The sequence below is a fragment of the Curtobacterium sp. Csp1 genome (genome assembly GCF_013347185.1).
Window position 1 is genome coordinate 3,961,125 of sequence record NZ_CP054594.1, and the last position, 24,662, is coordinate 3,985,786.

The following is a 24,662-nucleotide window of genomic DNA, read 5'->3' on the forward strand; positions in this document are numbered from 1 at the left end:
ACCGACAGGCGCGGTCGCAGTCAGGGGCGCCGCGGAAGGGGATCCATGATCGCGGTGAACGGCCCGGCGGTCGTCGCAGACGACGTCTCGATCGAGTACCGGGGGGCTCGCGGCGCAGCCGCGATCCGGGCCGTCGACGGGGTGAGCCTGACCGTCCGACAGGGGGAGATCCTCGCCGTGCTCGGCGAGTCCGGCTCGGGCAAGTCCACGTTCGCCGCGGCGATCGCCGGCCAGCTCGGCGCGACCGGCGAGGGCGAGGGGGCGCACCGACGGCACATCACCGGTGGCGAGCTCACCGTGCTCGGGCAGAAGGTGCGCGGGCTCCGACCGACGTCGCGCAAGGCCGCCCGGCTGACCGGTCGGATCGGGTACCTGCCGCAGGACGGCGCCGACCGGCTGAGCCCGGACCTGACCGTCGGCGAGGCGATCGCCGAACCGATCTACGTGCGCGACCGTCGCTTCGACCGGAAGGAGGCCGGGCTCATCGTGGCCCGCCTGGTCGACGCCGTGCACCTGCCGCTCGGCGTCATGCGACTGAACACCTGGGAGCTCTCGAGCGGCCAGCGGCAGCGCGTCGCCCTCGCCCGCGCGCTGGTCCTCGAACCGCAGCTCCTCGTCGCCGACGAGCCGGCCCGCGGTGTCGACGTGCTCGTGCGGCAGTCCGTGCTCGAGGCGCTCACGAACCTGCAGCGGGGTCGGCAGTTCTCCGCCGTGGTCGTGTCGAGCGACCTCCGCGAGGCCCGTGCCCTGGCCGACCGCGTCGCCGTCATGGCCGACGGCCGTGTGGTCGGGCTCGGCACCTTCGACGAGGTCCTCGACAACCCCGTCGACCCGTACGTCAAGACCCTGGCGGCGACGGCGTCCCGGCCGGTCAAGCGCCGACCCGCCACCGCTTCCGGGGCACGGTCCGCCGTACCCCGTCGGCATGACGACCACCACCGGGACCCCCACCCGCGGCCACCGTGCCGTCGTGACCGACGCCGGCGCACCCCTCCCGGTGGCGCCGCCCACCGCCGGACCGGTCGCGATCCTGCCGTCGCCGGCCGACCTGCACGTCGCAGCGGTCACCGACGCCGGCGGGACGGTCGCGCCGCTCGACGAGGACACCCGCGCGGTCGTCTGGCTCGACGCGCGCGACCCCGACGGGCTCGCCGCGGCGCTCGACCGGGCGCCGGGCGTCGGGTGGGTGCAGCTGCCGTTCGCGGGGGTGGACGCGTTCGCCCACCTCATCGAGGAGCACGGGGACCGGGTGCTCTTCACCTCGGCCAAGGGCGCGTACGCCGAACCGGTCGCCGAGCACGCCCTGGCCCTGACGCTCGCGACGCTGCGGGTCCTGCCGAAGCGTGCGCGGGCGGCCTCGTGGGCGACCGAGCCCGAGGGCGTCTCGCTGTACGGCCGGAACGTCGTGGTCATCGGCGCCGGGGGCATCGCGCTCGAGTACATCCGACTGCTCGCACCGTTCGAGGTGTCGGTGACCGTGGTGCGGCGCTCGAGCGACCCCGTCCCGGGCGCCGACCGCACCGTCACGACCGACGAGCTCGACGCCGTGCTGCCGGACGCCGATGTCGTGATGGTCGCCGCGGCGATGACGAGCGGCACCGCGAAGCTCCTCGGGGCACCGCAGTTCGCCCGCATGAAGCCGAGCGCCCGGATCGTGAACATCGCCCGCGGCGGTCTGGTCGACACGGACGCCCTGGTGGCCGCGCTGCACGACGGCGAGGTCGCCGGCGCCGGGCTGGACGTCACGGATCCCGAGCCGCTGCCGGACGGACACCCGCTGTGGACCACACCAGGGGTCGTCATCACGCCGCACCAGGCGGACACGCCGGAGATGGTGGCGGCGCTCCTCGCCGAGCGCGTGCGCACGAACACGACCGCGTTCCTGGGCGGAGCGGGCGAGGGGTTCGTCGGGGTGGTCGACCCCGCCGCCGGGTACTGACCGCGCGCGGGCCGCTGCGTCCTGCTATGCTGGTACCCGTTGTTCGCAGGGGGTTCACCTCAGCGGGCAGTGATCCTCGATAGCTCAATTGGCAGAGCAGCCGGCTGTTAACCGGCAGGTTGTTGGTTCGAGTCCAACTCGGGGAGCAGGCAGGCCCTCACCGTTCGCGGTGGGGGCCTTCTCGCGTTCCGGGGCGAGTCCCGCGTGCGGGGCCCGTGCGCGGGATGGTTGCGCGGGCGCGGTGGTCGGGTGCGCCGAGTCTCGCGCTGGCGGACGAGACGCGCGTTGCGGGCCGCGAGTCTTGTCCGCCGAGCCGAGTCTCGGGGCGGCCGGCTGGGGCGGGCTGGGCTGGCTGCGCCGGGTTCGCAGGTCGCGTCCGGACGGAAGCTGTTAGCGTTCACAGGTGACCACCCTGCGCCGCGCCCTCGCCACGACGGTCATCGTCGCCGCGGCGCTCGGCCTCGCGGGGTGCACGGCCGGTGTCGAGCCCGAGCTGGACGGCTCGGTCGACGCCACCTCCGGGGCCGAGGTCGCCGCCTCCGGCAGCGCGCCGATCGTCTTCGCGTTCGTGTGCCGCACGGGGCAGGGCGACGCGACGGAGACCTACACGACCTACGCCGCCGCGTGGGAGGCGGACCGGACGGACTGCACGGCGAAGCCGATCACCGGGACCGAGATGTCCGCGCAGCAGCAGGCCGCGGTCCGCGCAGCGGACGACACCGTCGACCTGCGCGACCTCGCGGCGACCTGCGCGGAGCGCGGGGTCGCACCGTGGACGGCTGCCGTCGAGACGGACGACCAGGCGCGCGTCGCTGCCGGGCTCCTCGAGTACTGCCCCGGCCACCCGGACCGGGACCGCCTGCAGGAGGCGCTGCTCGCCCACCGGGGGTGACCCGCGCCTCCAGGCCGGTCCGGTGAGCGCGCCGGACCGCGGCGGACCGCACCGGGCCGCGCTGCGTCAGCCCTCGGGGTGGTCGCGGCCGGGGAGCCAGGACTTGCCCGGGACGCCCCAGCTGCTCTTGCGGACGGCCTTCGCCGCCTGCTTGGCGTAGGGGTGCCCGAGGCGGTCGGCGTACAGGTAGCCGTCGAGGTGGTCGTACTCGTGCTGGAAGATCCGGGCGAGCCAGCCGTGGGCCTCGACCTCGAACGGGGTGCCCTCGGCGTCGACGGCGCGGAGCAGGACCCCCTCGGCGCGGCGCAGCGGGAAGCGTTCGCCCGGGATCGAGAGGCAGCCCTCGGACTCGTCGTCCTCGTCGAGTTCCTCCACGGCCTCGGGCACGAGGGGGCTCGTCCACAGCACGGGGTTCACCGCGACGCCGCGGTGCAGGACCTCGTCATCATCGGTCCATGCGTACACGAAGAGCCGCTTCCCGACGCCGACCTGCGGGCCGGCCAGGCCCACCCCCGGGGCCAGGTCCATGGTCTCGAACATGTCGTCGACCAGGGTGCGCAGGTCGTCGTCGAAGACGGTGACCTCGGCTGCGCGCTCGTGCAGGACGGGTTCGCCGGTGATGCGGATGGGGAGAACGGCCATTCACCCAGGTTATCCGGCGGTGACCGGTAGCCTCATCGCGTGACGACGGACCTCCCGATCCCGGATGCGGTGAACCTGACACCCTTCCAGGCCCTGATGATCCCCGTCGCCCTCGTCGGTGCGGTCTTCCTGTCGCTCGGCGCGCAGTTCCAGAGCCGCGGAGTCCAGCGGGTCGAGGCCAAGCTCGGCCGGCAGTCCGAGGGGCTCTCGGTCCGGCACGTGCTCGCGCTGCTCGGCAGCGGGTACTGGGTGCTCGGCACGCTCATGCTCGGGCTCGCGGTCGTCCTGCAGCTCTTCAGCATCACGAACGCGCCGCTCATCGTCGTGCAGCCGCTCGGGGCGGTGGCCCTCGTCATCACCACGTGGTTCTCGTCGCGGTCGAGCGGCCGGCCGCTCGGGCAGCAAGCCCGTCGCGCCGTCTGGACGTGCATCGTCGGCGTCGGGATCTTCGTCGCGATCGCAGCCTTCGTCGGTCGGGAGAGCGCGATCGACGCCGCCCAGCTGACGACGATCCTGCTCATCCTGGTCGTGGTGCTGGCGGTCGTGCTCGTCTCGTTCCGGTTCGCCGCGAAGCACCAGGTCGCGCTGTACTACATCGTCGCGGCGGGCGTCCTCTACGGCTTCGTCGCGACGCTCGCGAAGGTCGTGCTCAACCGGTTCGTCGCCGGCACGTTCGACTGGCTCACGGTGCTCGCGATCGTCGGGGTCGTCGTCGCGGCGGCGCTCGGCGGGTACTTCGTGCAGAACGCGTACTCGAGCGGGTCGGCCGACCTGGTCATCGCCGGGCTCACGGTGATCGACCCGATCGTGGCGGTCGGCATCGGTGTCCTGGTGCTCGGCGAGGCCGAGGGGGCGCCCTGGTTCGCCGTGCTCGGGTTCCTCGTCGCCGCGGTCGTCGCGATCACCGGGGTCTTCCTGCTCGCCAAGCACCACCCGGAGTCGCGGAGCTGACCGGCGGCGCTGTGCGGAGCTGACCAGCGGCGCTGTGCGGAGCTGACCAGCGGCGCTGTGCGGAGCTGACCAGCGGCGCTGTGCTGCGCGCTGCCGCCTGCCCGCCTGACCGCAGCCCGGGTCCGCCGCGAGGCGGACGCGTCCCTCCGGGAGCGTGCGGTACCGTCGAGGACCGACCAGCACCCGCCCACGAGAGGACGACGCCAGCCGTGTCAGAGGACGCCACCACCGCCACCGCCGAACCGACGGGTGCGACGGGCGGCTCCCGACCGCTCCGTGTCCTGATCGCCGCGGACACCTTCCCGCCGGACGTCAACGGCGCCGCCACGTTCGCCGAGCAGCTCGCCGTCGGCCTCGCGGAACGCGGGCACGAGGTCCACGTCGTCGCCCCGGCGTCGAGCGCCCACCACGGCACCTTCGACGAGGAGCACCGCGGCGTCACCCTCACGGTACACCGGCTGAAGTCGTACAAGTGGCCGTGGCACGCGTGGCTCCGCTTCGTCTGGCCCTGGAGCGTCCGCAAGTGGACCGGCCCGATCCTCGACGCCGTGCAGCCGGACGTCGTGCACATCCAGTCCCACATCGTCATCGGGCGCGGGATCGTGCAGGAGGCCCACGAGCGCGGCATCCGCGTCGTCGGCACCAACCACTTCATGCCCGAGAACCTGCTCGAGTACACGCCGTTCGGTCGGTTCACGCTGCCGATCGCGCTCAAGATCGCCTGGAACGACGCCGCCAAGACCTACCGGCTGGCCGACGCGATCACGACGCCGACGGTGCTCGCCGCCGACTACCTGCGCAAGGCGATCGCCGGGCAGCAGGTCCTCGCGATCTCGTGCGGCATCGACGCCTCCCGCTACACCGCGCGACCGGGACGACCGGCCACGAACGAGATCGTCTTCGTCGGCCGCGTCGCCCCCCCGAGCTGCAGGCCCACCTGACCATCGTCGGCGGCGGCGAGATGATCCCGAAGCTGACGGCGCTCGTGCACGAGCTCGGCCTCGACGACCGGGTGCGGTTCGCGGGCTTCGTCACGGACGAGGCGAAGCGGCAGGCCCTGACGAACGGCACCGTGTTCGCGATGCCGTCGACGGCCGAGCTGCAGAGCATCTCCTCGCTCGAGGCGATGGCCTCCGGGCTGCCCGTCGTGGCGGCCGACTCGATGGCGCTGCCGCACCTGATCGACGGCAACGGGTACCTCTTCACCCCGGGCGACGCCGCCGACCTCGCGGCGAAGCTCACGACGGTGCTGACCGCGTCGGACGAGGACTACACGACGATGCGCGAGCGCAGCCTGGCGATGATCGAGGCACACGACATCAACCGCACGCTGTCGACGTTCGAGTCGCTGTATCGTGGGGAAGCGGTGGCCTGAACGGCCTCCGAGGGGCGGTAGCCAAGCTGGTCAAGGCAGTCGGCTCATAACCGAACGATCCGCGGGTTCAAGTCCCGCCCGCCCTACGCGAAACGCCCGAGGAAGGCTGACCCGTCTCCCATGCAGTTCAAGCGCAAGCACGACGAGTCGGAGGAGCACGGCCCGACCCCGAACGTGACGTTCGAGAGGACCCAGGCCGGCACCGGGGTCCGGGTCAATGCCTTCCGGATCGGCTTCACGGGGGCGCTCGGCGTCCTGATCGCCCTGCTCGTGGGCACGATCGTCAGCGAGCTGAGCACGGTCCTCGTCTACATCGGCGTCGCCCTGTTCCTGTCGCTCGGCATCGACCCGCTGGTGTCGTTCCTCGAGCGGTACATCCCGCGGTGGTCGGCGATCACGATCGTGGTCGTCGGGGTCCTCGCGGCCTTCGCCGGGGTCGTGTTCGCGGTCGTCCCGATCCTCATCCAGCAGGCGACGAACCTCATCCAGAACTTCCCCGAGATCGTGCAGGACATCTCGCGGCAGGAGTGGGTGCAGGACCTGTCGTGCAGTCCTTCGTCGAGGACCCGGGCAACCTGCTCAGCCTGGGCGGCGGCATCCTGGCGGTCGGCGGCGGGATCCTCTCCGGCCTGACCGGTGCCGTGATCGTCATCATCCTGATGCTGTACTTCCTGGCGTCGATGCGCGGCCTCAAGTCGATGGCGTACCGGTTCGTCCCGGCCACCCGGCGCGAGAACTTCATCGACGTCAGCGAGCAGATCACCCAGGCGGTCGGTCGCTACGTCGTCGGGCAGATCAGCCAAGCGCTCATCAACGGCATCCTCAGCCTCGTGTTCCTGCTCATCATCGGGGCGCCGCTGCCGGTGCTCCTGGCGACCTTCGCGTTCCTCGGGTCGCTCATCCCGCTCGTCGGCACGCTGGCCGCGGCGATCATCATCTCGCTGCTGTGCCTGTTCGCCTCGCCCGCGACCGCACTGGCCGCGGCGATCTACTACCTCGTCTACATGCAGGTCGAGGCCTACCTCATCTCGCCGCGCATCATGTCCCGTGCGGTGCAGGTCCCCGGCGCCCTCGTGGTGATCGCGGCGGTGGCCGGCGGCACGATCGGCGGAGTCCTCGGCGCGCTCGTGGCCGTGCCGTTCGCCGCCTCGGTGATCATCATCGTCCAGAAGGTCATCTACCCCCGCCAGGAGCAGTCGTGACCGAGCGGTCCCTGGCGGACCACGTCGCCGAGCGCGACCGCTGGGCCCGCAGCGCGCGGGGACCGCTCGCGCTGGTGACGACGCAGCTCGTCGAGCAGCCCCAGCCGGTCTGGCCCGTGCCGGGGCGGTGGGCGCCGGCACCCGGTGGACTGACGGTCACGGCCGAGGCTGCGGACGGCATCGTCGTCGACGGGGTCCCGGTCGACGGGGCGGTGCTCGTCGCCGGCGACCAGGCGGTCGTCCCCTCGACGGTCGCCTTCGCGGACGGCACGGCAGCGACGGTGCACGGGCACACGCTGCGGGTGTGGGACCCGGCGAGCGACGCGGTCACCCGTTTCGCGACGATCGCGCGCTTCGACGCGTCGCCGTCGCACGTCACCTCCGGCAGGTTCCGGGCGACCACCGGCCAGGAGGATCGTGGCAGCGTCGTCGACGCCGCCGGCGATCCGCTCGTGGTCGCCGGCACCGTCTCGACCGAGGTCGACGGCGCCCCCCTGGAGCTCCTGGCGGTGCGTTCCGCGGTCCACCACGGTGTCGCCCGCCTGCAGCTCATCGTGCAGGACGCCACGAGCGCCCTGCCCGAGGACGACCCCGGCAGCTCGTACTCGATGGGCCGCTTCCTGTACCTCGACGACCCCGGCGCCGATGCCCTCGCCGCCGACGACTCCGGTGCCGAGGTGCTGCTCGACTGGGACCGCCTCGTCCTGCCGCCGTGCGCGTTCTCGTTCCAGTTCGCCTGCCCGATCCCACCCGAGCAGAACCGGATCCCGGTCCCGCTCCGCGCGGGGGAGCGCCACCCGGTCGACGCAACCGGAGCCGTCATGCACTGACGTCGCCGCGATCCGTGCGGCCCGGGTGTGGCGTTCGCAGCCGGTGACATGCATAATGGGCGTGTCCGCAAGGACATCACAATCGGATACCGATGTCCCGTTCCGGGACTCCGCACCACAGGTCGATGGGGAAGTCGCACCTGACGAAGCGGAGGAATCGTGAACGGAACGACGACAGGAGTGCTCTACGTGCACTCCTCACCACGCGCGCTCTGCCCGCACGTCGAATGGGCGGCAGGTCGCGCGATGAGCCGCGCCGTGAACTTCTCGTGGCTCGACCAGCCCGCGCTCGACGGCTCCCGTCGGACGGAGTTCACCTGGACCGGGCAGGTCGGCACCGGCGCGGCGATCGCCTCTGCCCTGCGCGGCTGGGAGCACCTGCGCTTCGAGGTCACCGAGGAACCGACGGCGGAGTCCGACGGCGGCCGCTGGATGCACACGCCGGACCTCGGCGTCTTCTTCGCGCAGACTGACGTGTCCGGCAACATGGTCGTCCCCGAGGACCGGGTCCGCTACGCCATGGAGCTCGCCGGGAGCAACGCCCTCGAGCTGCACCGGGAGCTCCGGCTCGCCCTCGGGCAGGCCTGGGACGACGAACTCGAGCCCTTCCGCCACGCCGCCGAGGGCAACCCCGTCGTCTGGCTGCACCGCGTCGGCTGACCCGCACGGTTCCGCCCGCCCGGTTCCTCCCGCACCCCGGACGCCGTCCGCTCCCTCCGGAGCGGGCGGCGTCCGTCGTTCCCGGTGGTCGCCGGGCGTGCCGGGGCCGGCCACGACGCGACGGAGGCCCGCCCTGCGGACGCAGGACGGGCCTCCAGGCCGTGACCGGGGGTCAGACCGAGCGGAACGCGACCACGGCGTTGTGCCCGCCGAAGCCGAACGAGTTGCTGACCGCCAGCAGGTCGCCCGCCGGCAGCTCGCGCGGCGCGGTGGCGACGTCCATGACGATCTCCGGGTCCTGCTGCGTGAGGTTGATCGTCGGCGGGGCGACGCGCTCGTGCAGGGCGAGGACGGTGAACGCGGCCTCGATCGCGCCGGCACCGCCGAGCAGGTGCCCCGTGGACGCCTTGGTCGCCGAGACGACCACGTTGTCCAGGTGGTCGCCGAAGACGCGACGCATGGCGTGGTACTCGGCCACGTCGCCCACCGGGGTGGAGGTCGCGTGCGCGTTGACGTGGACGACGTCCTCGCGGGCGGCGCCGGCGTGCTCGAGCGCCGTGATGACCGCGCGGGCGGCGGCGCTGCCCTCGGGGTCCGGGGCGGTGATGTGGAACGCGTCCGAGGTGATGCCGGCACCGGCGACCTCGGCGTAGATCTTCGCGCCGCGGGCCTCGGCGTGCTCCTTGGTCTCGAGGATCAGCGCCGCAGCGCCGTCACCGAGGACGAAGCCGTCACGCGTCACGTCGTACGGCCGCGAGGCGGTCTCCGGGGAGTCGTTGCGGCGCGACAGGGCCTGCATCGCGGCGAACGCGGCGAGGGGCAGCGGGTGCAGCGCGGCCTCGGCGCCGCCGGTGATGACGATGTCGGCCTCGCCCGATGCGACGTGGCGGTAGGCCTCGGCGAGGGACTCGGTCGAGGACGCGCAGGCCGAGAGGTACGTGCGGGCTCCGCCGCGGGCGCCGAACTCCATCTCGATGGCGGCGGCGGGGCCGTTCGCCATGAGCATCGGCACCGTCATCGGCATGACGCGGCGCGGGCCCTTCTCGCGCAGGGTGTCCCAGGCGTCGAGCAGCGTGTTGACGCCGCCGATGCCGGTCGCCCAGTCGACGATGAGGCGCTCGGGGACGACGGTCTCCGGGTCGATGCCGGCGTCGGCCCAGGCTTCGCGCGCGGCGACGAGCGACAGCTGCGACGACGGGTCGAGGCGCTTCGTCTCCGGGCGGGTGAGCTGGTCGGTGAGGAACCGGCGGCCCTGGCCGGCGAACTCGACGGGGAGTTCGAGCTCGGCGTAGCGCGGGTCCTCGATGCGGGTGATGCCGGACTTGCCGGCGAGCAGCGCCTCCCACGTCTCCGGGGCGGTCGCGGCGAGGGGCGTGATGGCACCGATCCCGGTGACGACGACGGTCTTGTTGGTCATGGAACGACGTGTTCTTTCGTTGGACGAGCTGGCTCGCGTGGGGAGCCGGGGGTGGACGAGACGAGCGCCGCGGCCCGCGGCAGTTCCGCCGGGGCCGCGGCGCTCAGGAAGCTCGCGTCAGGCCTGCGCCTTGACGATGAAGTCGACGGCGTCGCCCACGGTCTTGAGGTTCTTGACCTCTTCGTCCGGGATCTTCACGTCGAACTTCTCCTCGGCGTTCACGACGATGGTCATCATCGAGATCGAGTCGATGTCGAGGTCGTCGGTGAACGACTTGTCGGCGGCGACGGTGTCGGTCGCGATGCCGGTCTCGTCGTTGATCAGCTCGGCCAGGCCGGCGAGGACTTCTTCGTTGGACAGGGCCATGAGGGTTCTCCTTGAGGGGGGTGTCGTTTGACCGTGGGACAGCCTAGGGCACGGGCTCGATCCGTGCGCGGAGGCGCGGGGGACTAGGGGAGGACGACCACCTGCGCACCGAACACGAGTCCGGCGCCGAAGCCGATCTGCAGGGCGAGGCCGCCCGACAGGTCCGGGTGCTCCTCGAGCAGGCGGTGCGTGGCGAGGGGGATGCTCGCGGCGGAGGTGTTGCCGGTCGTGGTGATGTCGCGGGCGATCGTCACGGTGTCCGGCAGGCCGAGCTGCTTGGCGAACTCGTCGATGATGCGGATGTTCGCCTGGTGCGGCACGAAGGCGGCGAGGTCCTCGGGGCGGACCCCGGCGGTCTCGAGTGCCTGGCGGGCGACCTTGACCATCTCCCACACGGCCCAGCGGAACACCGTCTGTCCGGCCTGGCGCATGGTCGGTCGGGGTGCGCCGGCGGCCCACTCGTTGTAGGTCGCGGTCATGCCGATCGCGTCCCACTTCGAGCCGTCCGAGCCCCAGATCGTCGGGGCGATGCCGGGGAAGTCGCTCGGGCCGACCACGGCCGCGCCCGCCCCGTCACCGAGGAGGAACGAGATGGAACGGTCGGTCGGGTCGACGACGTCGCTGAGCTTCTCGGCGCCGACGACGAGCACGTGGTCGGCGAGACCGGACTTGATGAACGAGTCGGCCTGGGCGATGCCGTACGCGTAGCCGGCGCACGCGGCGCTGACGTCGTACGCCGCGGCCGGGGTGGCGCCGATGCGCTCGGCGAGCAGGGACGCCATCGACGGGGTCGCCACGGTGTGCGTGACGGTGCTCACCAGCACGACGCCGATCTGCGACGGCTCGATGCCGGCCTTCGCGATCGCCTCGCGCGCGGCGGCCTCGGCGAGGTCGACCGCTTCGACGTCGGCGCCCGCGCGCTTGCGGGTCACGATGCCGGTGCGCTGCCGGATCCACTCGTCGGAGGAGTCGATCGGGCCGACGAGGTCGTCGTTCGGGACGACGTTCTCGCCGCGGGCGGCGCCGAACGCGAGGATGCGGGTGAACTCGTGGCCGCGACGCTGCTGCAGCAGCGGACGGGAGGCACGGGGAGCGGCCGTCCCGTCGGTGGCGGGGGACGGCGTGGTCGCGTCGGTCATGCGGTTGCGTCTGCTTCCTGGCCTGCGGACTGGTCGCGGTCGCGCTCCAGGAGCTCGACGGCGGCGGGCAGGTCGTCGGGGGTCTTGATCGCCACGGTCGGGGTGCCGCGGAGGCCGCGCTTCGCGAGGCCGACCAGGGCACCGGCCGGGGCCAGTTCGATGATGCCGGTGACGCCGGCGGCGGCGAAGGACTCCATCACGGCGTCCCAGTGCACGGGGTTCTCGATCTGCTGGACCATGAGGTCGACGAAACGGCGGCCGTCGTCGACGCGGGAGCCGTCGGCGTTCGTCCAGATCGGCAGGCTCGGGTCGTGCGCGGTGGCGGCGGCCGCGACCGGGGCGACACGGGCGACGGCGGGGGCCATGTACCGCGTGTGGAAGGCGCCGGCGACCGCGAGCGGGACCACGCGGGCCTTGGCGGGCGGCTCCGAGGCGAGGGCGGCGATGCCGTCGGCCGGACCGGCGACGACGGTCTGGCCGCCGCCGTTGTGGTTCGCGGGGACGAGGCCGTGCTGCTCGAGCGCCGCGGCGACCGCGTCCGGGTCGCCCCCCAGGACGGCGGCCATCGAGGTCGGTTCGAGGGCGGCTGCGTCGGCCATGGCCCGGCCGCGCTCGGCGACGAGCGACACGGCGTCGGTCGGCTCGAGGATCCCGGCCACGGCTGCGGCGGTGAACTCGCCGACGGAGTGGCCGGCGACCCCGCCGACGAGGGCACGACGGCCGTCGGCGAGCAGGGCGTCGGCGGTGACCAGGCCCGCGGCCACGATGAGCGGCTGCGCGAGCGCGGTGTCCTTGATGGTGTCGGCGTCGGACTCGGTGCCGTGGTGCACGAGGTCGACGCCGATCGCGTCGGACCACGCGCCCACGCGGTCACGGACGGCGGCGTCCTCGAGCCAGGGAGCGAGGAAGCCGGGGGTCTGGGAGCCCTGTCCGGGCGCGACGACGACGATCACCCATCGATCCTTCCTGCCGCGGCGGCCGAGGAGCGTGTGGACTTCCGACAGCGATCCGCCGGAGACCTTGTGCGATCCCTATCGTCGCGCGGCAGGCCGCCGGCGGCCGGTGTTCGACTCGGACATGGCGCCGAGGATGAGCGCCGACTGCACGATGAGGGCGTCGCGGGCGTGCGTGGCGTCCCACCCGATGACGTCGGCGACGCGGCGGAGCCGGTAGCGCACGGTGTTCGGGTGCACGAAGAGCTCGCGGGCCGTGGCCTCGAGCGACCGGCCGGTGTCCAGGTAGCACCAGAGCGTCTGGAGGAGCTCGGTGGACTGGTCCTTGAGCGGCACGTAGATGCGCTGGACGAGGGCGGACCGGGCCAGCGGGTCGCCGGCGAGGGCCCGTTCGGGCAGCAGGTCGTCCGCCAGCGCCGGGCGTGGGGCGCCGCGCCAGGCCCGCGCGACGGCGAACCCGGCGAGGGCGCCCTTCGCGCTGGTCGAGGCGTCGACGACCCCGGGGACCTCGTTGCCGAGGACCAGGTGGCCCTCGCCGAAGGACGGTTCGAGGGCCTGCGCGATGGCGGTGAAGGAGACGGGCTCCTCGCCCTCGGGGACGTCGTCCCGCGGGGTGGCGCGGCCGATGACGACCACGAGCCGCGATCCCTGGACGCCGATGAGCACGTCGGCGTCCATGTGCCGTGCGGTCCGCCGGATCTGGTCGACCTCGAGCTGCTTCGGGGCGTTGCCGACCAGGACCGCGACCTCGCCGTGGCCGTGCCAGCCGAGCGCCGCGATGCGGGAGGGGAGTTCGTCGTCGTACTCGCCGGACAGGATGGAGTCGACGACGAGGGCCTCGAGCCGGGCGTCCCGATGTCCCGCGAGTACTTCAGGATCGCCTCCTGCAGCATCTCGTCGTCCTTGGCACGTTCCTCGACGACGGTGACCACCACGCGGATGAGCTGCAGGGTCTGCTGCAGGCTCACCGAGCGCAGGAGCTCGCGCGGCGCGGAGCCGAAGACGTCGGCGGCCGCGATCCACGGCGTCGACGCGCTGCCCTCGAGCCAGCGCCCAGGGGGCATCTCGCTGTACCACGGGAGGGTGTCCTCGAGCCGCTTGATCGTCGCGGTCGAGAGTTCGCCCGACACCTGCCGGAGCCAGGAGAGCGCGCGGTCACGATCGCTCTCCCGGCCCACGGCGGTGTCGGTGCGGGGGGTGCTCACCTGCTGATCAGCTCTCGCCGCCAGCGCTGCCGGTCGTGCCGGCGGTGACGTCGTGCAGGCGGTAGCGGTCGATCGCCTGCTGGACGACGGCCTGGTCGACCTTGCCCTGGCGGGCGAGCTGCTGCAGCGTCCGCACGACGACCGAGGGGCCGTCGATGTGGAAGAAGCGGCGGGCGGCCGGACGCGTGTCCGAAAAGCCGAAGCCGTCGGCGCCGAGGGTCGCGTAGTCGGTCGGCACGAACGGGCGGATCTGCTCCTGCACCTGGTGCATGAAGTCGCTCACGGCGACGACCGGACCCTCGGTGCCGAGCAGGCGCTCGGTCACGTACGGGGTGCGCGGCTGCTCGTTCGGGTTGAGGAACGCGTGCTGCTCCGCGTCGAGACCGTCGCGGTACAGCTCACCCCAGCTCGTGACGCTCCAGACGTCGGCGGACACGCCCCAGTCCTCGGCGAGGAGCTGCTGCGCCTCGAGGATCCACGGCACCGCGACACCGGACGCGAGCAGCTGGGCCTTGGGGCCGTCGTGCTCGCTCGGCTTGAGCAGGTACATGCCCTTGACGATGCCCTCGACGTCGACGCCCTCGGGCTCGGCCGGCTGCACGAGCGGCTCGTTGTAGACCGTCAGGTAGTACATGACGTTCGGGTCGGCGTGCTTCGGCGAGCCGTCCTCGTTCGTGCCGTACATGCGCTCGAGACCGGAGCGGACGATGTGCCCGATCTCGTAGCCGTACGCCGGGTCGTAGGACACGACCGCCGGGTTCGTCGCCGCGAGGAGCAGCGAGTGGCCGTCGGCGTGCTGCAGGCCCTCGCCATCTGGTCGCCCGCCGCCCAAATGGCGTCGCCGGTGCGCTGGAACCCGAACTGCGAGTAGAAGACGTAGACCGGGATGAGCGGTTCGCCCTGCGTCGAGTACGAGGTGCCGATCGCGGTGAACGCCGCGAGTGCGCCCGCCTCGTTGATGCCGACGTGGACGATCTGGCCCTGCGGGCTCTCCTTGTAGGCCAGGAGGAGTTGGCGGTCGGGAAGTACGCGTCCATGCCGAACGTGCGTGCTTCGTCCGGGATGATCGGGACCACGCGGTCGCCGAAGTCCGGGGAACGGAGCAGGTCCTTGAGCAGGCGCGCGAACGCCATGGTCGTGGCGACCTCCTGCTTGCCGGAGCCCTTCTTCACGACCTGGTACTTCGCGTCCTCGGGGAGGGTGAACTGCGTGTACTTCGTCCGGCGCTCCGGCACGTAGCCGCCGAGCTCGCGGCGACGCTCGTGCATGTACTGGATCGCCTCGTCGTCGTTGCCCGGGTGGTAGTACGGCGGCGTGTAGGGGTTCTCCTCGAGCTGCGCGTCGGAGATCGGGATGCGCATCTCGTCGCGGAACTGCTTGAGGTTGTCGAGCGTGAGCTTCTTCATCTGGTGGGTCGCGTTGCGGCCCTCGAAGCTCGGGCCGAGGCCGTAGCCCTTGACGGTCTTCGCGAGGATGACGGTCGGCTGGCCCTTGTGCTCGGTCGCGGCCTTGAACGCGGCGTAGACCTTGCGGTAGTCGTGGCCACCGCGCTTGAGGTTCCAGATCTGGTCGTCCGAGTAGTCCTTGACCAGCTCGAGCGCCTTCGGGTCGCGCCCGAAGAAGTTCTCGCGGACGTAGGCGCCGTTCTCGGCCTTGTACGTCTGGTAGTCGCCGTCCGGCGTGGCGTTCATCAGGTTGAGCAGCGCGCCGTCGGTGTCACGCGCGAGCAGGTCGTCCCACTCGCGGCCCCACACGACCTTGATGACGTTCCAGCCGGCACCGCGGAAGAACGCCTCGAGCTCCTGGATGATCTTGCCGTTGCCGCGCACCGGGCCGTCGAGGCGCTGGAGGTTGCAGTTGATGACGAAGTTCAGGTTGTCGAGCCCGTCGTTCGCCGCGACCTGCAGCTGACCGCGCGACTCGACCTCGTCCATCTCGCCGTCGCCGAGGAACGCCCAGACCTGCTGGTCGCCGGCGTCCTTGATGCCGCGGTTGGTGAGGTACTTGGCCTGCTGGGCCTGGTAGATCGCGTTGATCGGGCCGATGCCCATCGACACGGTCGGGAACTGCCAGAAGTGCGGCATGAGGCGCGGGTGCGGGTACGACGACAGGCCGCCACCGGCGTGCGACTTCTCCTGGCGGAAGCCGTCGAGCTGGTCCTCGCTGAGGCGGCCTTCCATGTAGGCGCGGGCGTACATGCCGGGGGAGGCGTGGCCCTGGAAGAACACCTGGTCGCCGCCGGACGCGTGGTCCTGCGCGCGGAAGAAGTGGTTGTAGCCGACCTCGTACATCGCGGCGCTCGACGCGTACGTCGAGATGTGGCCGCCGACGGCGATGCCGGGGCGCTGCGCGCGGTGCACGGTGATCGCGGCGTTCCAGCGGATCCACCGGTCCGGCGCGATCGTGTTGACGTAGTCGGTCGTCGGGACCATCGGCACGCCGAGGTGCAGCTCGTTCGAGCGCTTCAGCAGGCTCTGCATGATCTCGCGGGCCCGCTGGTGGCCGTGCGTCGCGACGAGACCGTCGAGCGATTCACGGGTCCTGGTCGGTCCCTGCGGTGCTGCGCGGGTCCTGGTCGTTCACCGTCACGGACATGGTGGTTCCCGTTCGGATCGGGTCACGACCGGCGGGGAAACCCACACCACTCTAGGCCCCACCACCGACCGGCAGCCTGATGGTGACGCGCAGGTGGACACGCGCTTGCATTCGGGTGCCGTCGGCGTACCATTGCCGATCGTGCACGCGCGACCCGCGCCTGCACACGCGACACGGGCACACCCCACCGATCGCGCCGGACTTCGAACTCCCGAACCAGTTCGGTGAGCACGTCCGCCTCAGCGACTTCCGCGGCGTCCGCCCGGTCGCCCTCGTCTTCTTCCCCCTCGCGTTCTCGTCGGGCTGCACCAACGAGCTGTGCACCCTGCAGGACAACATCGCGATGTTCGAGGACCAGCGGGTCGAGCTCATCGGGGTCTCCGTCGACTCGAAGGCCACGCTGCGGTCGTTCGCGGAGCAGCACGGCTACGACTTCGAGCTGCTCGCCGACTTCTGGCCGCACGGCGCCGTGTCGAAGGAGTACGGCGTCTTCCTCGAGAAGAAGGGCTTCGCCACCCGCGCGACCTTCGTCATCGACGTGCAGGGCCGCATCAAGGCGTCGATCATCACCGAGCCCGGTCTGCAGCGCGACGTCGCCGAGTACCGCGCGGCGCTCGACCGGCTCGCCGCCTGTACCGCGCCCGTCCCGGTCGGCTGACCCCGTCCCCGGTCGACTGGACGAGGACTACGCGCCGTACCCGGTGACGGCCGACCCGACCACGTGGTCGCTGCGTCGTACGGTCGTCCGGACCGGCGTCGGACCGGTCGTGGTGCACCACCGACCGGGTCCGCGTCCCGTCGTGCTGCTGCACGGCGTCGCGGGGTCGTGGACGACCTGGACGCCGGTGCTCCGGGCCGCTGACGGCGTCGACGGCCGGGGGCTCGTGCTCCTCGACCTGCCGGGCTGGGGTGCGTCGCCGCCGCCGGAGCGCCCGGTGGACGTCGACGCGGGAGCCCGGGTGGTCGTGGACGTGCTCGACGCGCTCGGGGTGGCCGCCGCGGACGTCGTCGGGCACTCGATGGGCGCGTTCGTCGGGCTCCACCTGGCCCGGACGGCCCCGGACCGCGTGCGCTCGCTCGGGCTGGTCTCCGGGACCACGACGGCGACGGTCCGGGCCGCCGCCCACCCGTTCCGCGCGCTCCGGACCCTGCCGGCGTTCACGCTGCTCCGCGCGGGGGTGCTCGTCACGGGTGGAGCAGCACGCGGCATGCTCCGCGGGCTCGCCCGGGTCGGGCTGCTGCCGCTGCTGGCCGCCCCGGTGTTCGCCCACGTGCGGCGGCTCGACCGGAGCGTGCTCGACGCGTTCGTGCAGGAGTTCCGCCCGGAGCTGTTCGCCCTGACCGCCCGAGCCGCCGCGGGGTACGACGTCGACGGCTGGCGGACGGTCACCGTGCCGGTCGCGGCGGTCGTCGGGCGCGGGGACGTGTTCGCCCGACCGTCCGACCTCGACGACCTGCGCGCACTCCTGCCCGCCGTGCGCACGGCGGTGCTCGAGGACTGCGGGCACTTCGCGCACGTCGAGCACCCCGCGGCCGTCGCGCGGTTCACCGGGCTGCTGCCGACTCCCTGACGGACGTCCTGACGCGTTCAGCGGGACAGCGCCCGTGCGGGGAACGTCTCGGCGACCCGCGACCGCACCTCGGCGACGACGGTCCGGCGCATCCCGGGGGAGAAGAGCGCGTGGTCGCCGTCCGGGACCTCGACGACGGTCAGCCGGGCGCCCCACCGTCGGACCGCACGGCGCCCGCCGAACCGGTCGAACAGTGCGACGTCCTCGGGGGTGGCCACGACCACGACGTCGGTGCCGCGGTCGAGGACGGGTCCGAGGTGACCGACCACGCTGCCCAGGGCACCCCGACGGGCGATGCGGTCACGGAGACCGGCCGGGACCCAGCGGTTGTACGGACCACGCAGCCAACGGCGAAGCGGGGAGGCGTCCGCGACCCCCTGTGCGGTCTCGGCGTACGACCCCGGCGCGGCCGGGGTGCGGCGGTAGTCGTTCGGGCTGATCTCGACGACGAGCCGCGGGTGCTCCTCGACCGCCCGGCCGGCGAGCCAGGCGCCGGCGCACATCCCGACGATCGCCAGTCGCTCGGCGGGCACGCGCAACGCGGCCACGACGGCTCGCTGGTCGTCCAGCCACTCCTGGGCGAACAGGAACGCCTGCTCGTCCGCGTGCACCGGTGAGCTCTCGCCCGTGCCACGGCGGTCGACCCGGACCACCCGGACGCCGTCGCGGGCCAGGGCCCGGGCGAGGTCGACCTGGTAGTCGGTGGCGCCCGTGCGGTGTTCGGCACCGCCGTTGTGCAGGACGACGACGGGGGCGTCCTCGTCCTGCGCCGACGACACCGTCTCGACGGCGAACAGCCCGTGCGGGCCGATCCGGAGGATGCGCTCGGCGACGCGGTCGTCGACGTCGAGGACCTCGTCGAGCGCCGGCGCCGTGGTCGACGTCGCGACCGCGGGTGCCCAGGCGTCCAGCCGGTCGACGATCCTGGCGACCGCTGCCCCGGGGATCCGCGCGTCGATGCTCGTGCCGTCGAGCAGCTCCGCGGTGCCCGGAACCTCGAGCACCTCGGCCGACCCGAGGGCCCGGGGTGCGCGGGAGCCCGGCCGGACGACCGCGATCGTCGGACCGCTGCGCGCCGAGTAGGTCAGTGCCTCGACGACCGCGACCTCGGCCGGCGGGAGGTCGATGCCGACGAGCGACTCGACCCCGTCCACCGTGAGTGCGCCGCTGACCGACACGGCCGCGAGGGCACGCTGGCCCCGGAGCCATGCTCGGCCGGATGCCGGGGCGTCCCAGACGACGAGCGCGTCGTCGTCCGTCGCGGCGGCCGCCGCGACGAGCGCGGCCGACGCCAGTCCCACGAAGGCGATGCGCTCGACGCCCGCGCGGCGGAGCAGCGCCGCCGCGCACCGGGCGGAACGCACCTGCGCGTCCGGAGCCGCGTCGTCGGCGGAGTCGCCACGTCCGGACGGGTCGTAGCGCACCGAGGCCACGCCACGATCCTCCAGGCCGTCCGCCAGCAGGCGGAGCGTGCGGTACGCGATCACGCCCTCCTGGCCGAGCGGCGGGCAGAGGACGACGCCAGCGCGCGCGGCGTCGGGGAGCTGGACGGCGACCCGCATCGCGGGGCGACCGGACCAGCCGTGGTGCGTGCTCACAGGCCGAGGGCCGCGCGGACGTCGCCGTCCCAACGGTCCGGGGCGGTGCCGTGCAGCGCGAACAGGGCGATCGTGATGCGCTCGAGGCCGAAGGCCAGGCAGGCGCTGTGCGCGACCGCGCCGTCCTCGGTGCGGAGGCCGAACGACGTGCCGAAGTGGTCCTCGTGCAGGTTCGCCGAGCTGATCGCCGTCTCGGGCAGGTCCGGGCCGTACACGTGCGTGACGAACTCGAACTTGAGCGACTGCTCGACCTGGTTGCGGGCGAGGACCTGCCCCACCCGTCCGAAGAACGGGTCGTTCGCGGGGACGACGTCGATGCCGAGACCGAAGGACTCGAGCAGCGCGCGCATGCCCGGGATGCGGTCGTCACGGTGCGCCCGGGCGGACGCGGGCGTGCCGACGTGCACGAACTCGTGCATGTGGAAGGCCTGCAGCCGCATCGGGTCGAGGGACGGTTCGCGGCGGAACGAGTCACCGAGGACGTCGAGGTTCCGGCCGCCGGCGGGCACGACGTCGCCGATCAGCCCGTAGACGGGGTGGCAGACCGCCGGGGTCAGCATGAGGTCGGCGGGCTCGAGGAACGACTCCCAGCGCTCGCCGCGGTCGCGGGCCGCCAGGAGTGCGCGGTGGGCGCGGTCGTCGCCCGTGAAGCCGGACACGGCGGCGGCGAGGTCGGGGAAGGACGCGATGTAGTCGGTGCGCTCGAAGGCGGCGAGGGGCTCGACGGGCGGGAAGCGCAGGACATCGGCGTCGAGGTCGGCCTGGCTCCGGACCGCCGCTGCGTCGACGGCGGCGTACACGCGCTCGAAGACGCCCGTGCGGCCGTAGAGACCGGGGGAGCCGAGGTCGAGCAGGACCCCGTCGGCGAGCAGCCGCCCGCGGAGGTCGGCGCGGGCCGCGTCGAGCGCGGAGAGGTCCTGGTCGGTGTCGGGCTGGGTCCCGGGCTGGGTGATGGTCACAGCAGTGCTCCCGTCATGAGGGCGAGGTCGGCGTCGGCGGCGAGGAGTCGGTCGTTGGCCACCATCACCGCGGCGCCGTGCGCGTCGCGGAGGTGGCGGCCGAGGCTGGTCTGGCCGCTCGCGGCGTACCCGGCGATCCCGACGATGCGGAGCGCCCGGGTGACGAGGTCGGTGGCGCGCTCGGAGGCGCCCACCTTGAGGGCGTTCGCGGCGAGGGCGTGGGCGGGCGACCCGAGGGTCTCCGGGTCGTCGGCGGCCTCGTCGAAGCGGTCGGCCGACCGGCGGACGGTGTCGCCGAGCGCCTGCAGGTCGACGAGCAGCTCGGCGAGGCGGAGGGCGGACGGCGGGGTCGTGCCGAGCGAGGCGCGGGCCTGCTTCCGGACGGCGGCGCGGGCACGGTCGGCGGCGTCGGCGGCGATGCCGAGCCAGACCGAGGCCCAGAGGACGTGCGACACCGGCAGGACCGTCGTCGCGGAGATCGTGGCGTAGTCCTCGGGGAGCACGAGGTCGGCGTCCGTGTCGGCGTCGAGCACCCAGCCGTGGCTGCAGGTCCCGCGGAGGCCGAGGGTGTCCCACGTCGACGTCTGCGTCAGCGTGGTGTCCGACGGCAGGCAGACGACGAGACGCTGGTCGGACGGTGCCGCGTCGGGGGAGCGGCGCGCGGTGACGAGGACCGCGTCGGCCTCGGTGGCGTAGGAGATCACCGGCGCGTCCTTGTGCAGGTGCACGCGGCCGTCAGCGGTGGTCTCGACGGCGCAGGTGCTGCGGCGGGTGTCGCCGCCGACGCCGCGCTCGGTGGTCGCGGACGCGACGAGCGCCCCGTCGCGGACGGCGTCGACCGTGCGGGCGATCCCGGCCGAGGGGCCGCCGTGCCGCCAGAGGGCCATCGCCTGGCCGTGGTGCATCGCGAACACCATGCCGGTGGCGGCGCACGAGCGGCCGAGGGTGGTCGCGACGCGGGAGAGCTCGGCGAGGGTCGCGCCCTCGCCACCGAGCCGGACGGGCACCGCGGCGGCGAGCAGGCCGTGCTCGCGCATCGCGGCGATGGCCTCGCGCGGGGGTCGGGCGTCCCGGTCGACCTCGTCCGCGTGGCGGGCGGCGACCTCGGCGACCCGGGCAGCACGTTCGGCGAAGCGGTCCGCGGGAGCCCCTTCGGCCGCGGCGGCGGGTGCAGCCGCGACGGCCGGTGCGCTCGCGACGGCCGGAACACCCGGGCCGGACCCGGCGGGGCGGTCGAGCACGGGGGCGCTCACGCTGCCGCCCCCGTCGGGGTGCCGGCGCCGACGAGTGCCGTGGTGGCCGCGGCGACGAGGGCCTCGACCGTGGCGAAGGTGGAGCGGTGCAGCAGCGCGTCCGGGAACTCGGTGTCGAGGTCGTCCTCGATCGCGAGCATCACGGTCACCGATGCGTGCGAGGTCAGACCGAGCGTGTAGAGGTCCGCGATCGAGGCGACGTCCCGGGCGTCCACGGCGAGCCGGCCGTGGTCCGCCAGGGCGCCGCGCACGACCTGCTCGACCTCGCTGGCGTCGGGTGCGACAGCGGTGGCGACGGGGTTCGGGTCCTGGTCCATGCCCGCCACCATAGGGACGACCGGGCCTCGGGAAGCCGCCGTGCGGGTGCGGGAAACCGCACGCCTCCGGGCCCGACCAGCCCCGACGCGGGACCGGCCGTCGTCAGCGCTGGGTCAGCGCGACCGCGGTCGCGACCGCGAGTCCCCGTTCGTGGGACAGCGACACCGCGATCGCACCGCAGTCGATGGCGTCCGCGAGCGCTGCGGCCCGGCCGGACAGCTCCACCGTGGGGGCGCCGTCCGCGTCGAGCACGATCGCGACGTCGCGGAGCGGGACCGCCTCGTCGCGAGCGGGGCGGAGCAGCTTGAGCACCGCCTCCTTCCCGGCGAACCGGGCGGTCAGGCGTTCCGGGTCGTCCCCGGCGTCGGCACGTTCCCGGTCGGTGAAGACGCGGGACAGGTAGCGCTCGCCGTGTGCGGCGACGGCCGCGACGACGTCGTCGACGGCGGCGAGGTCGGTGCCGGTGCGGATGGCCATCACGGTGCGAGCGTACGGCGTGGGGGCGCGCCCCTGGTCGTCCGCACGGCTCAGCGGTACTGCGGCGGCCAGTCGAACGGTTGCGGCAGGTGCGGGACCTGCCCGATCCCGGTCACGGCGAGAACGATCTGCCGGCGGTCGGTCAGCGCGATCGAGCGCGGGTTGCCGAGGTACCGGTGGCCGTCGACCCAGACGGTGAGTTCACCCCGCAGCCCGCCGACGTGCCCGGCGCCGAGCGACACGTCCCACTCGTCGAAGAACTGGCCGAGCGTGAACGTCCGTCGCTCGGGGGACTCGACGTGCAGGATGCCCGACGTGTCGTGGGTGTGCAGCTCCGCGGCGAACCGTTCGCGGTCGGAGTGGCCGACGTTCGCCGGCACCGTCACCGGCACGTCGCCGTCCAGGATGGTGAGGTGGGTGTGCACGTGCTCCGCCAGCGGCTCGCCCCACACGTCGTGCAGGCCCGCCGCGTCGGCTCGCGTCTGCAGGTCGGTGGGCGCCGGCCAGGGAGGCACGGTGCGGGTCGTCCCCGCCGCCGGCGCCGTGCAGACGGCCAGCAGCAGGACGGCGACCGCCGCGACGAGCGTCACGACGACGGCGCGGGGCGCCGTCGGCCGGGCGCCTCGGGCGCGGTCCCCGGCCCGGCCGGGTCGTGTGGTCGTCACCACCGGTCGTGCACGGCGGCGCGGAACCACCGGTCGTAGAGCTCGTGCACCGTGGCGTCGAGCCCCGGCACCTCGCCGAGGTCCGCCGCGCCGGCGTTCGAGCGGGCCTGCTCCGGGTTGCGCGCCCCGGGGATCGCTGCCGTGACACCCTCCTGCGCGATGATCCACGCGAGCGCGGCCTGCGGGACCGACATGCCCTCCGGGAGCGCCGCGGCGAAGGCCTGCGCGGCCTGCACCCCGTCGGCGAAGTCGACGCCGCTGAAGGTCTCGCCCTGGTCGAAGGCCTCGCCGTGCCGGTTGTAGTTGCGGTGGTCCTGCTCCGGGAAGGTCGTGTCCGTCGTGTACTTGCCGGAGAGCAGTCCCGACGCGAGCGGGACGCGGGCGAGGATGCCGACACCCGCTCCGCGCGCCGCGGGGAGCACCCGGTCCAGCGGCTTCAGGCGGAAGGCGTTGAGGATGACCTGCACGGTCGCCACGTTCGGTCGGGCGATCGCCGTGAGCGCCTGGTCGGCGGTCTCGACCGAGACACCGTAGGCGGCGACGGACCCGTCGGCGACGAGGGCGTCGAGGGCGTCGTACACGGCGTCGTCCTCGTAGACAGGCGTCGGCGGGCAGTGCAGCTGGACCAGGTCGAGGGTGTCCTGCCGCAGGTTCTCCCGGGAGCGGTCGACCCACTCGCGGAAGTGCGCGGCGACGTAGTTCGACGGGACCTGCTCGGCACGGCGGCCCATCTTCGTCGTGACGGTCAGCGGGACGTCGGGGTGGTCCTGGCGCCAGGCGCCGATGAGCTGCTCGCTCCGCCCGTCGCCGTACACGTCGGCGGTGTCGAACAGGGTCACGCCGGCCTCGACGGAGGCGTCCATCACGGCGTTCGCGTCCTGCTCGCTGACGGGACCCCAGTCACCGCCGAACTGCCAGGTGCCGAGACCGACGACGGACACGGAGCGGCCGGTACGGCCGAGGGTGCGACTCTGCATGCGGCCGAGCGTAGTCACGCCACCGTGGGGTCGCCGCGGTCTGTCCGTCCCCCGCCCCGCGGTGTCCGCGACGAGCGGGGCGGAGTGGGGCGTGCCTCCAGGCCGTCCTGGTCAGGGGACGGTGGTGACCCCGCGTCGGAGGACCACGCGCGCAGCGCGGGCCCGGGGGATCACCCAGAGCGCCGACCAGGCGCCGATCCCGACCCACAGGCCGACGAGCAGGACCGTCAGGACCGGTCCGTGCTGCGGCTCGGCCGACCACGTCATGAGGCCCCACAGGACGCAGAGCACGATCTTGCTCCAGCCGGCCCCCTCGCGGTCCGCCTGCGCCTGCAGGAGCGGCACCCAGGTCTCGGCGGGGACGCCGGGCGGCACGGCGCCGTCGGCGACCCACCGCTGGGCACGGACGCTCTGCTCGTAGCCGCCGGCGGTGCGCCAGTTCCGGAGCTGCGACCACACGCCGATCCCGGCGCCGACCGCGCCGGCGGGGACGCCGACCCCGACGAGCAGACCGGTGGTCGCGGCCGTCCACGACGACGCGAGGAGCACGGCGAGCACCCCGCCGAACGCGGCACCCGCCACGGCGGCGCCGAGCAGCCGCAGCCGCCCGGCCTCGTCGACCACACCGACACCGTCCACGCGTGCGACCGTACCCCCGTCCGGTGCGGGAGCGCTGCG

Annotated in this window: 24 protein-coding genes, 2 tRNA genes and 3 pseudogenes; 14 read left to right on the forward strand and 15 right to left on the reverse strand. The window is 73.2% G+C overall.

Features of this window, described 5'->3' with window-relative positions; all coding sequences use genetic code 11:
- Positions 1–45: 45 nt before the first annotated feature.
- From HUN58_RS19030 to HUN58_RS19045, 4 genes and pseudogenes are all read left to right on the forward strand, one after another.
- Positions 46–621, forward strand: a pseudogene (locus HUN58_RS19030) (ATP-binding cassette domain-containing protein); the annotation flags it as partial.
- 304 nt (positions 622–925) lie between these two features.
- Positions 926–1,939: a D-isomer specific 2-hydroxyacid dehydrogenase family protein gene (locus HUN58_RS19035; RefSeq protein WP_180225177.1), complete on the forward strand. Its 1,014-nt coding sequence runs from the start codon at positions 926–928 to the stop codon at positions 1,937–1,939.
- 73 nt (positions 1,940–2,012) lie between these two features.
- Positions 2,013–2,085, forward strand: a tRNA-Asn gene (locus HUN58_RS19040).
- Positions 2,086–2,342: 257 nt separating this feature from the next.
- A complete protein-coding gene (locus tag HUN58_RS19045) occupies positions 2,343–2,831 on the forward strand; it encodes a hypothetical protein (RefSeq protein ID WP_180225178.1) in 489 nt (162 codons plus the stop codon).
- Positions 2,832–2,897: 66 nt separating this feature from the next.
- On the opposite strand, the gene def is transcribed toward HUN58_RS19045, so the two are convergent.
- The gene (gene def, locus HUN58_RS19050) at positions 2,898–3,473 is read right to left on the reverse strand and encodes a peptide deformylase (protein ID WP_180225179.1); all 576 of its coding nucleotides are present in this window, start codon (positions 3,471–3,473) and stop codon (positions 2,898–2,900) included.
- Positions 3,474–3,512: 39 nt separating this feature from the next.
- On the opposite strand from def, the gene HUN58_RS19055 reads away from it, so the two are divergent.
- The 8 genes from HUN58_RS19055 to HUN58_RS19080 all read left to right on the forward strand — a co-directional run bounded on the left by HUN58_RS19055 (position 3,513) and on the right by HUN58_RS19080 (position 8,491).
- Positions 3,513–4,424, forward strand: coding sequence for a multidrug DMT transporter permease (locus HUN58_RS19055; RefSeq protein ID WP_180225180.1), 912 nt, complete (start codon positions 3,513–3,515; stop codon positions 4,422–4,424).
- A 209-nt stretch (positions 4,425–4,633) separates the two neighbouring features.
- Positions 4,634–5,365 (forward strand): glycosyltransferase, encoded by a 732-nt coding sequence (locus tag HUN58_RS21160; protein ID WP_368075770.1) that lies wholly within the window; start codon positions 4,634–4,636, stop codon positions 5,363–5,365.
- 20 nt (positions 5,366–5,385) lie between these two features.
- Positions 5,386–5,799: a glycosyltransferase gene (locus tag HUN58_RS21165; protein WP_368075771.1), complete on the forward strand. Its 414-nt coding sequence runs from the start codon at positions 5,386–5,388 to the stop codon at positions 5,797–5,799.
- A gap of 11 nt (positions 5,800–5,810) precedes the next feature.
- Positions 5,811–5,885, forward strand: a tRNA-Ile gene (locus tag HUN58_RS19065).
- A 34-nt stretch (positions 5,886–5,919) separates the two neighbouring features.
- Entirely contained in the window at positions 5,920–6,432 is a 513-nt protein-coding gene (locus tag HUN58_RS21170) for an AI-2E family transporter (RefSeq protein ID WP_368075772.1), read from the forward strand.
- Positions 6,345–7,001, forward strand: coding sequence for an AI-2E family transporter (locus HUN58_RS21175; RefSeq protein WP_368075773.1), 657 nt, complete (start codon positions 6,345–6,347; stop codon positions 6,999–7,001). Before HUN58_RS21170 ends, HUN58_RS21175 begins: the two co-directional genes overlap by 88 nt.
- A complete protein-coding gene (locus tag HUN58_RS19075; RefSeq protein WP_180225182.1) occupies positions 6,998–7,831 on the forward strand; it encodes a DUF1684 domain-containing protein in 834 nt (277 codons plus the stop codon). Before HUN58_RS21175 ends, HUN58_RS19075 begins: the two co-directional genes overlap by 4 nt.
- 156 nt (positions 7,832–7,987) lie before the next feature.
- Positions 7,988–8,491 (forward strand): DUF3145 domain-containing protein, encoded by a 504-nt coding sequence (locus HUN58_RS19080; protein ID WP_231050759.1) that lies wholly within the window; start codon positions 7,988–7,990, stop codon positions 8,489–8,491.
- A gap of 172 nt (positions 8,492–8,663) precedes the next feature.
- Here HUN58_RS19080 and HUN58_RS19085 read toward each other — a convergent pair whose 3' ends face one another.
- From HUN58_RS19085 to aceE, 6 genes and pseudogenes are all read right to left on the reverse strand, one after another.
- A complete protein-coding gene (locus HUN58_RS19085; RefSeq protein ID WP_114850950.1) occupies positions 8,664–9,908 on the reverse strand; it encodes a beta-ketoacyl synthase in 1,245 nt (414 codons plus the stop codon).
- Between the two features lie 117 nt (positions 9,909–10,025).
- Positions 10,026–10,274: an acyl carrier protein gene (locus HUN58_RS19090; RefSeq protein WP_058741348.1), complete on the reverse strand. Its 249-nt coding sequence runs from the start codon at positions 10,272–10,274 to the stop codon at positions 10,026–10,028.
- An 83-nt stretch (positions 10,275–10,357) separates the two neighbouring features.
- On the reverse strand, positions 10,358–11,413 hold the full coding sequence (locus HUN58_RS19095) for a beta-ketoacyl-ACP synthase III (protein WP_254631521.1): 1,056 nt from the start codon (positions 11,411–11,413) through the stop codon (positions 10,358–10,360).
- The gene (locus HUN58_RS19100; protein WP_180225183.1) at positions 11,410–12,366 is read right to left on the reverse strand and encodes an ACP S-malonyltransferase; all 957 of its coding nucleotides are present in this window, start codon (positions 12,364–12,366) and stop codon (positions 11,410–11,412) included. The genes HUN58_RS19095 and HUN58_RS19100 overlap by 4 nt, the downstream gene beginning before the upstream one ends.
- A gap of 78 nt (positions 12,367–12,444) precedes the next feature.
- A pseudogene (locus HUN58_RS19105) lies at positions 12,445–13,544 on the reverse strand (PucR family transcriptional regulator).
- 34 nt (positions 13,545–13,578) lie between these two features.
- Positions 13,579–16,160 (reverse strand): annotated as a pseudogene (aceE, locus tag HUN58_RS19110) (pyruvate dehydrogenase (acetyl-transferring), homodimeric type).
- Between the two features lie 196 nt (positions 16,161–16,356).
- On the opposite strand from aceE, the gene HUN58_RS19115 reads away from it, so the two are divergent.
- Positions 16,357–16,824 (forward strand): peroxiredoxin, encoded by a 468-nt coding sequence (locus tag HUN58_RS19115; RefSeq protein ID WP_208745754.1) that lies wholly within the window; start codon positions 16,357–16,359, stop codon positions 16,822–16,824.
- Between the two features lie 43 nt (positions 16,825–16,867).
- Positions 16,868–17,737, forward strand: coding sequence for an alpha/beta fold hydrolase (locus tag HUN58_RS19120; RefSeq protein WP_180225185.1), 870 nt, complete (start codon positions 16,868–16,870; stop codon positions 17,735–17,737).
- Between the two features lie 17 nt (positions 17,738–17,754).
- Here HUN58_RS19120 and HUN58_RS19125 read toward each other — a convergent pair whose 3' ends face one another.
- From HUN58_RS19125 to HUN58_RS19160, 8 genes are all read right to left on the reverse strand, one after another.
- Complete coding sequence (locus HUN58_RS19125; RefSeq protein WP_180225186.1) at positions 17,755–19,335, reverse strand: alpha/beta fold hydrolase; 1,581 nt, start codon at positions 19,333–19,335, stop codon at positions 17,755–17,757.
- Positions 19,332–20,294: an amino acid--[acyl-carrier-protein] ligase gene (locus tag HUN58_RS19130; RefSeq protein WP_217488543.1), complete on the reverse strand. Its 963-nt coding sequence runs from the start codon at positions 20,292–20,294 to the stop codon at positions 19,332–19,334. Before HUN58_RS19130 ends, HUN58_RS19125 begins: the two co-directional genes overlap by 4 nt.
- On the reverse strand, positions 20,291–21,547 hold the full coding sequence (locus HUN58_RS19135; protein ID WP_217488544.1) for an acyl-CoA dehydrogenase family protein: 1,257 nt from the start codon (positions 21,545–21,547) through the stop codon (positions 20,291–20,293). Before HUN58_RS19135 ends, HUN58_RS19130 begins: the two co-directional genes overlap by 4 nt.
- Positions 21,544–21,864: an acyl carrier protein gene (locus HUN58_RS19140; protein WP_180225187.1), complete on the reverse strand. Its 321-nt coding sequence runs from the start codon at positions 21,862–21,864 to the stop codon at positions 21,544–21,546. The genes HUN58_RS19135 and HUN58_RS19140 overlap by 4 nt, the downstream gene beginning before the upstream one ends.
- Before the next feature lie 103 nt (positions 21,865–21,967).
- Positions 21,968–22,342, reverse strand: coding sequence for a holo-ACP synthase (locus tag HUN58_RS19145; protein WP_180225188.1), 375 nt, complete (start codon positions 22,340–22,342; stop codon positions 21,968–21,970).
- Positions 22,343–22,392: 50 nt separating this feature from the next.
- Positions 22,393–23,007 (reverse strand): hypothetical protein, encoded by a 615-nt coding sequence (locus HUN58_RS19150; RefSeq protein WP_180225189.1) that lies wholly within the window; start codon positions 23,005–23,007, stop codon positions 22,393–22,395.
- Positions 23,004–23,984, reverse strand: coding sequence for an aldo/keto reductase (locus tag HUN58_RS19155; protein ID WP_180225190.1), 981 nt, complete (start codon positions 23,982–23,984; stop codon positions 23,004–23,006). The genes HUN58_RS19150 and HUN58_RS19155 overlap by 4 nt, the downstream gene beginning before the upstream one ends.
- A 111-nt stretch (positions 23,985–24,095) precedes the next feature.
- Positions 24,096–24,623, reverse strand: a complete 528-nt coding sequence (locus HUN58_RS19160) for a hypothetical protein (protein ID WP_180225191.1) — start codon at positions 24,621–24,623, stop codon at positions 24,096–24,098.
- Positions 24,624–24,662: the final 39 nt, after the last annotated feature.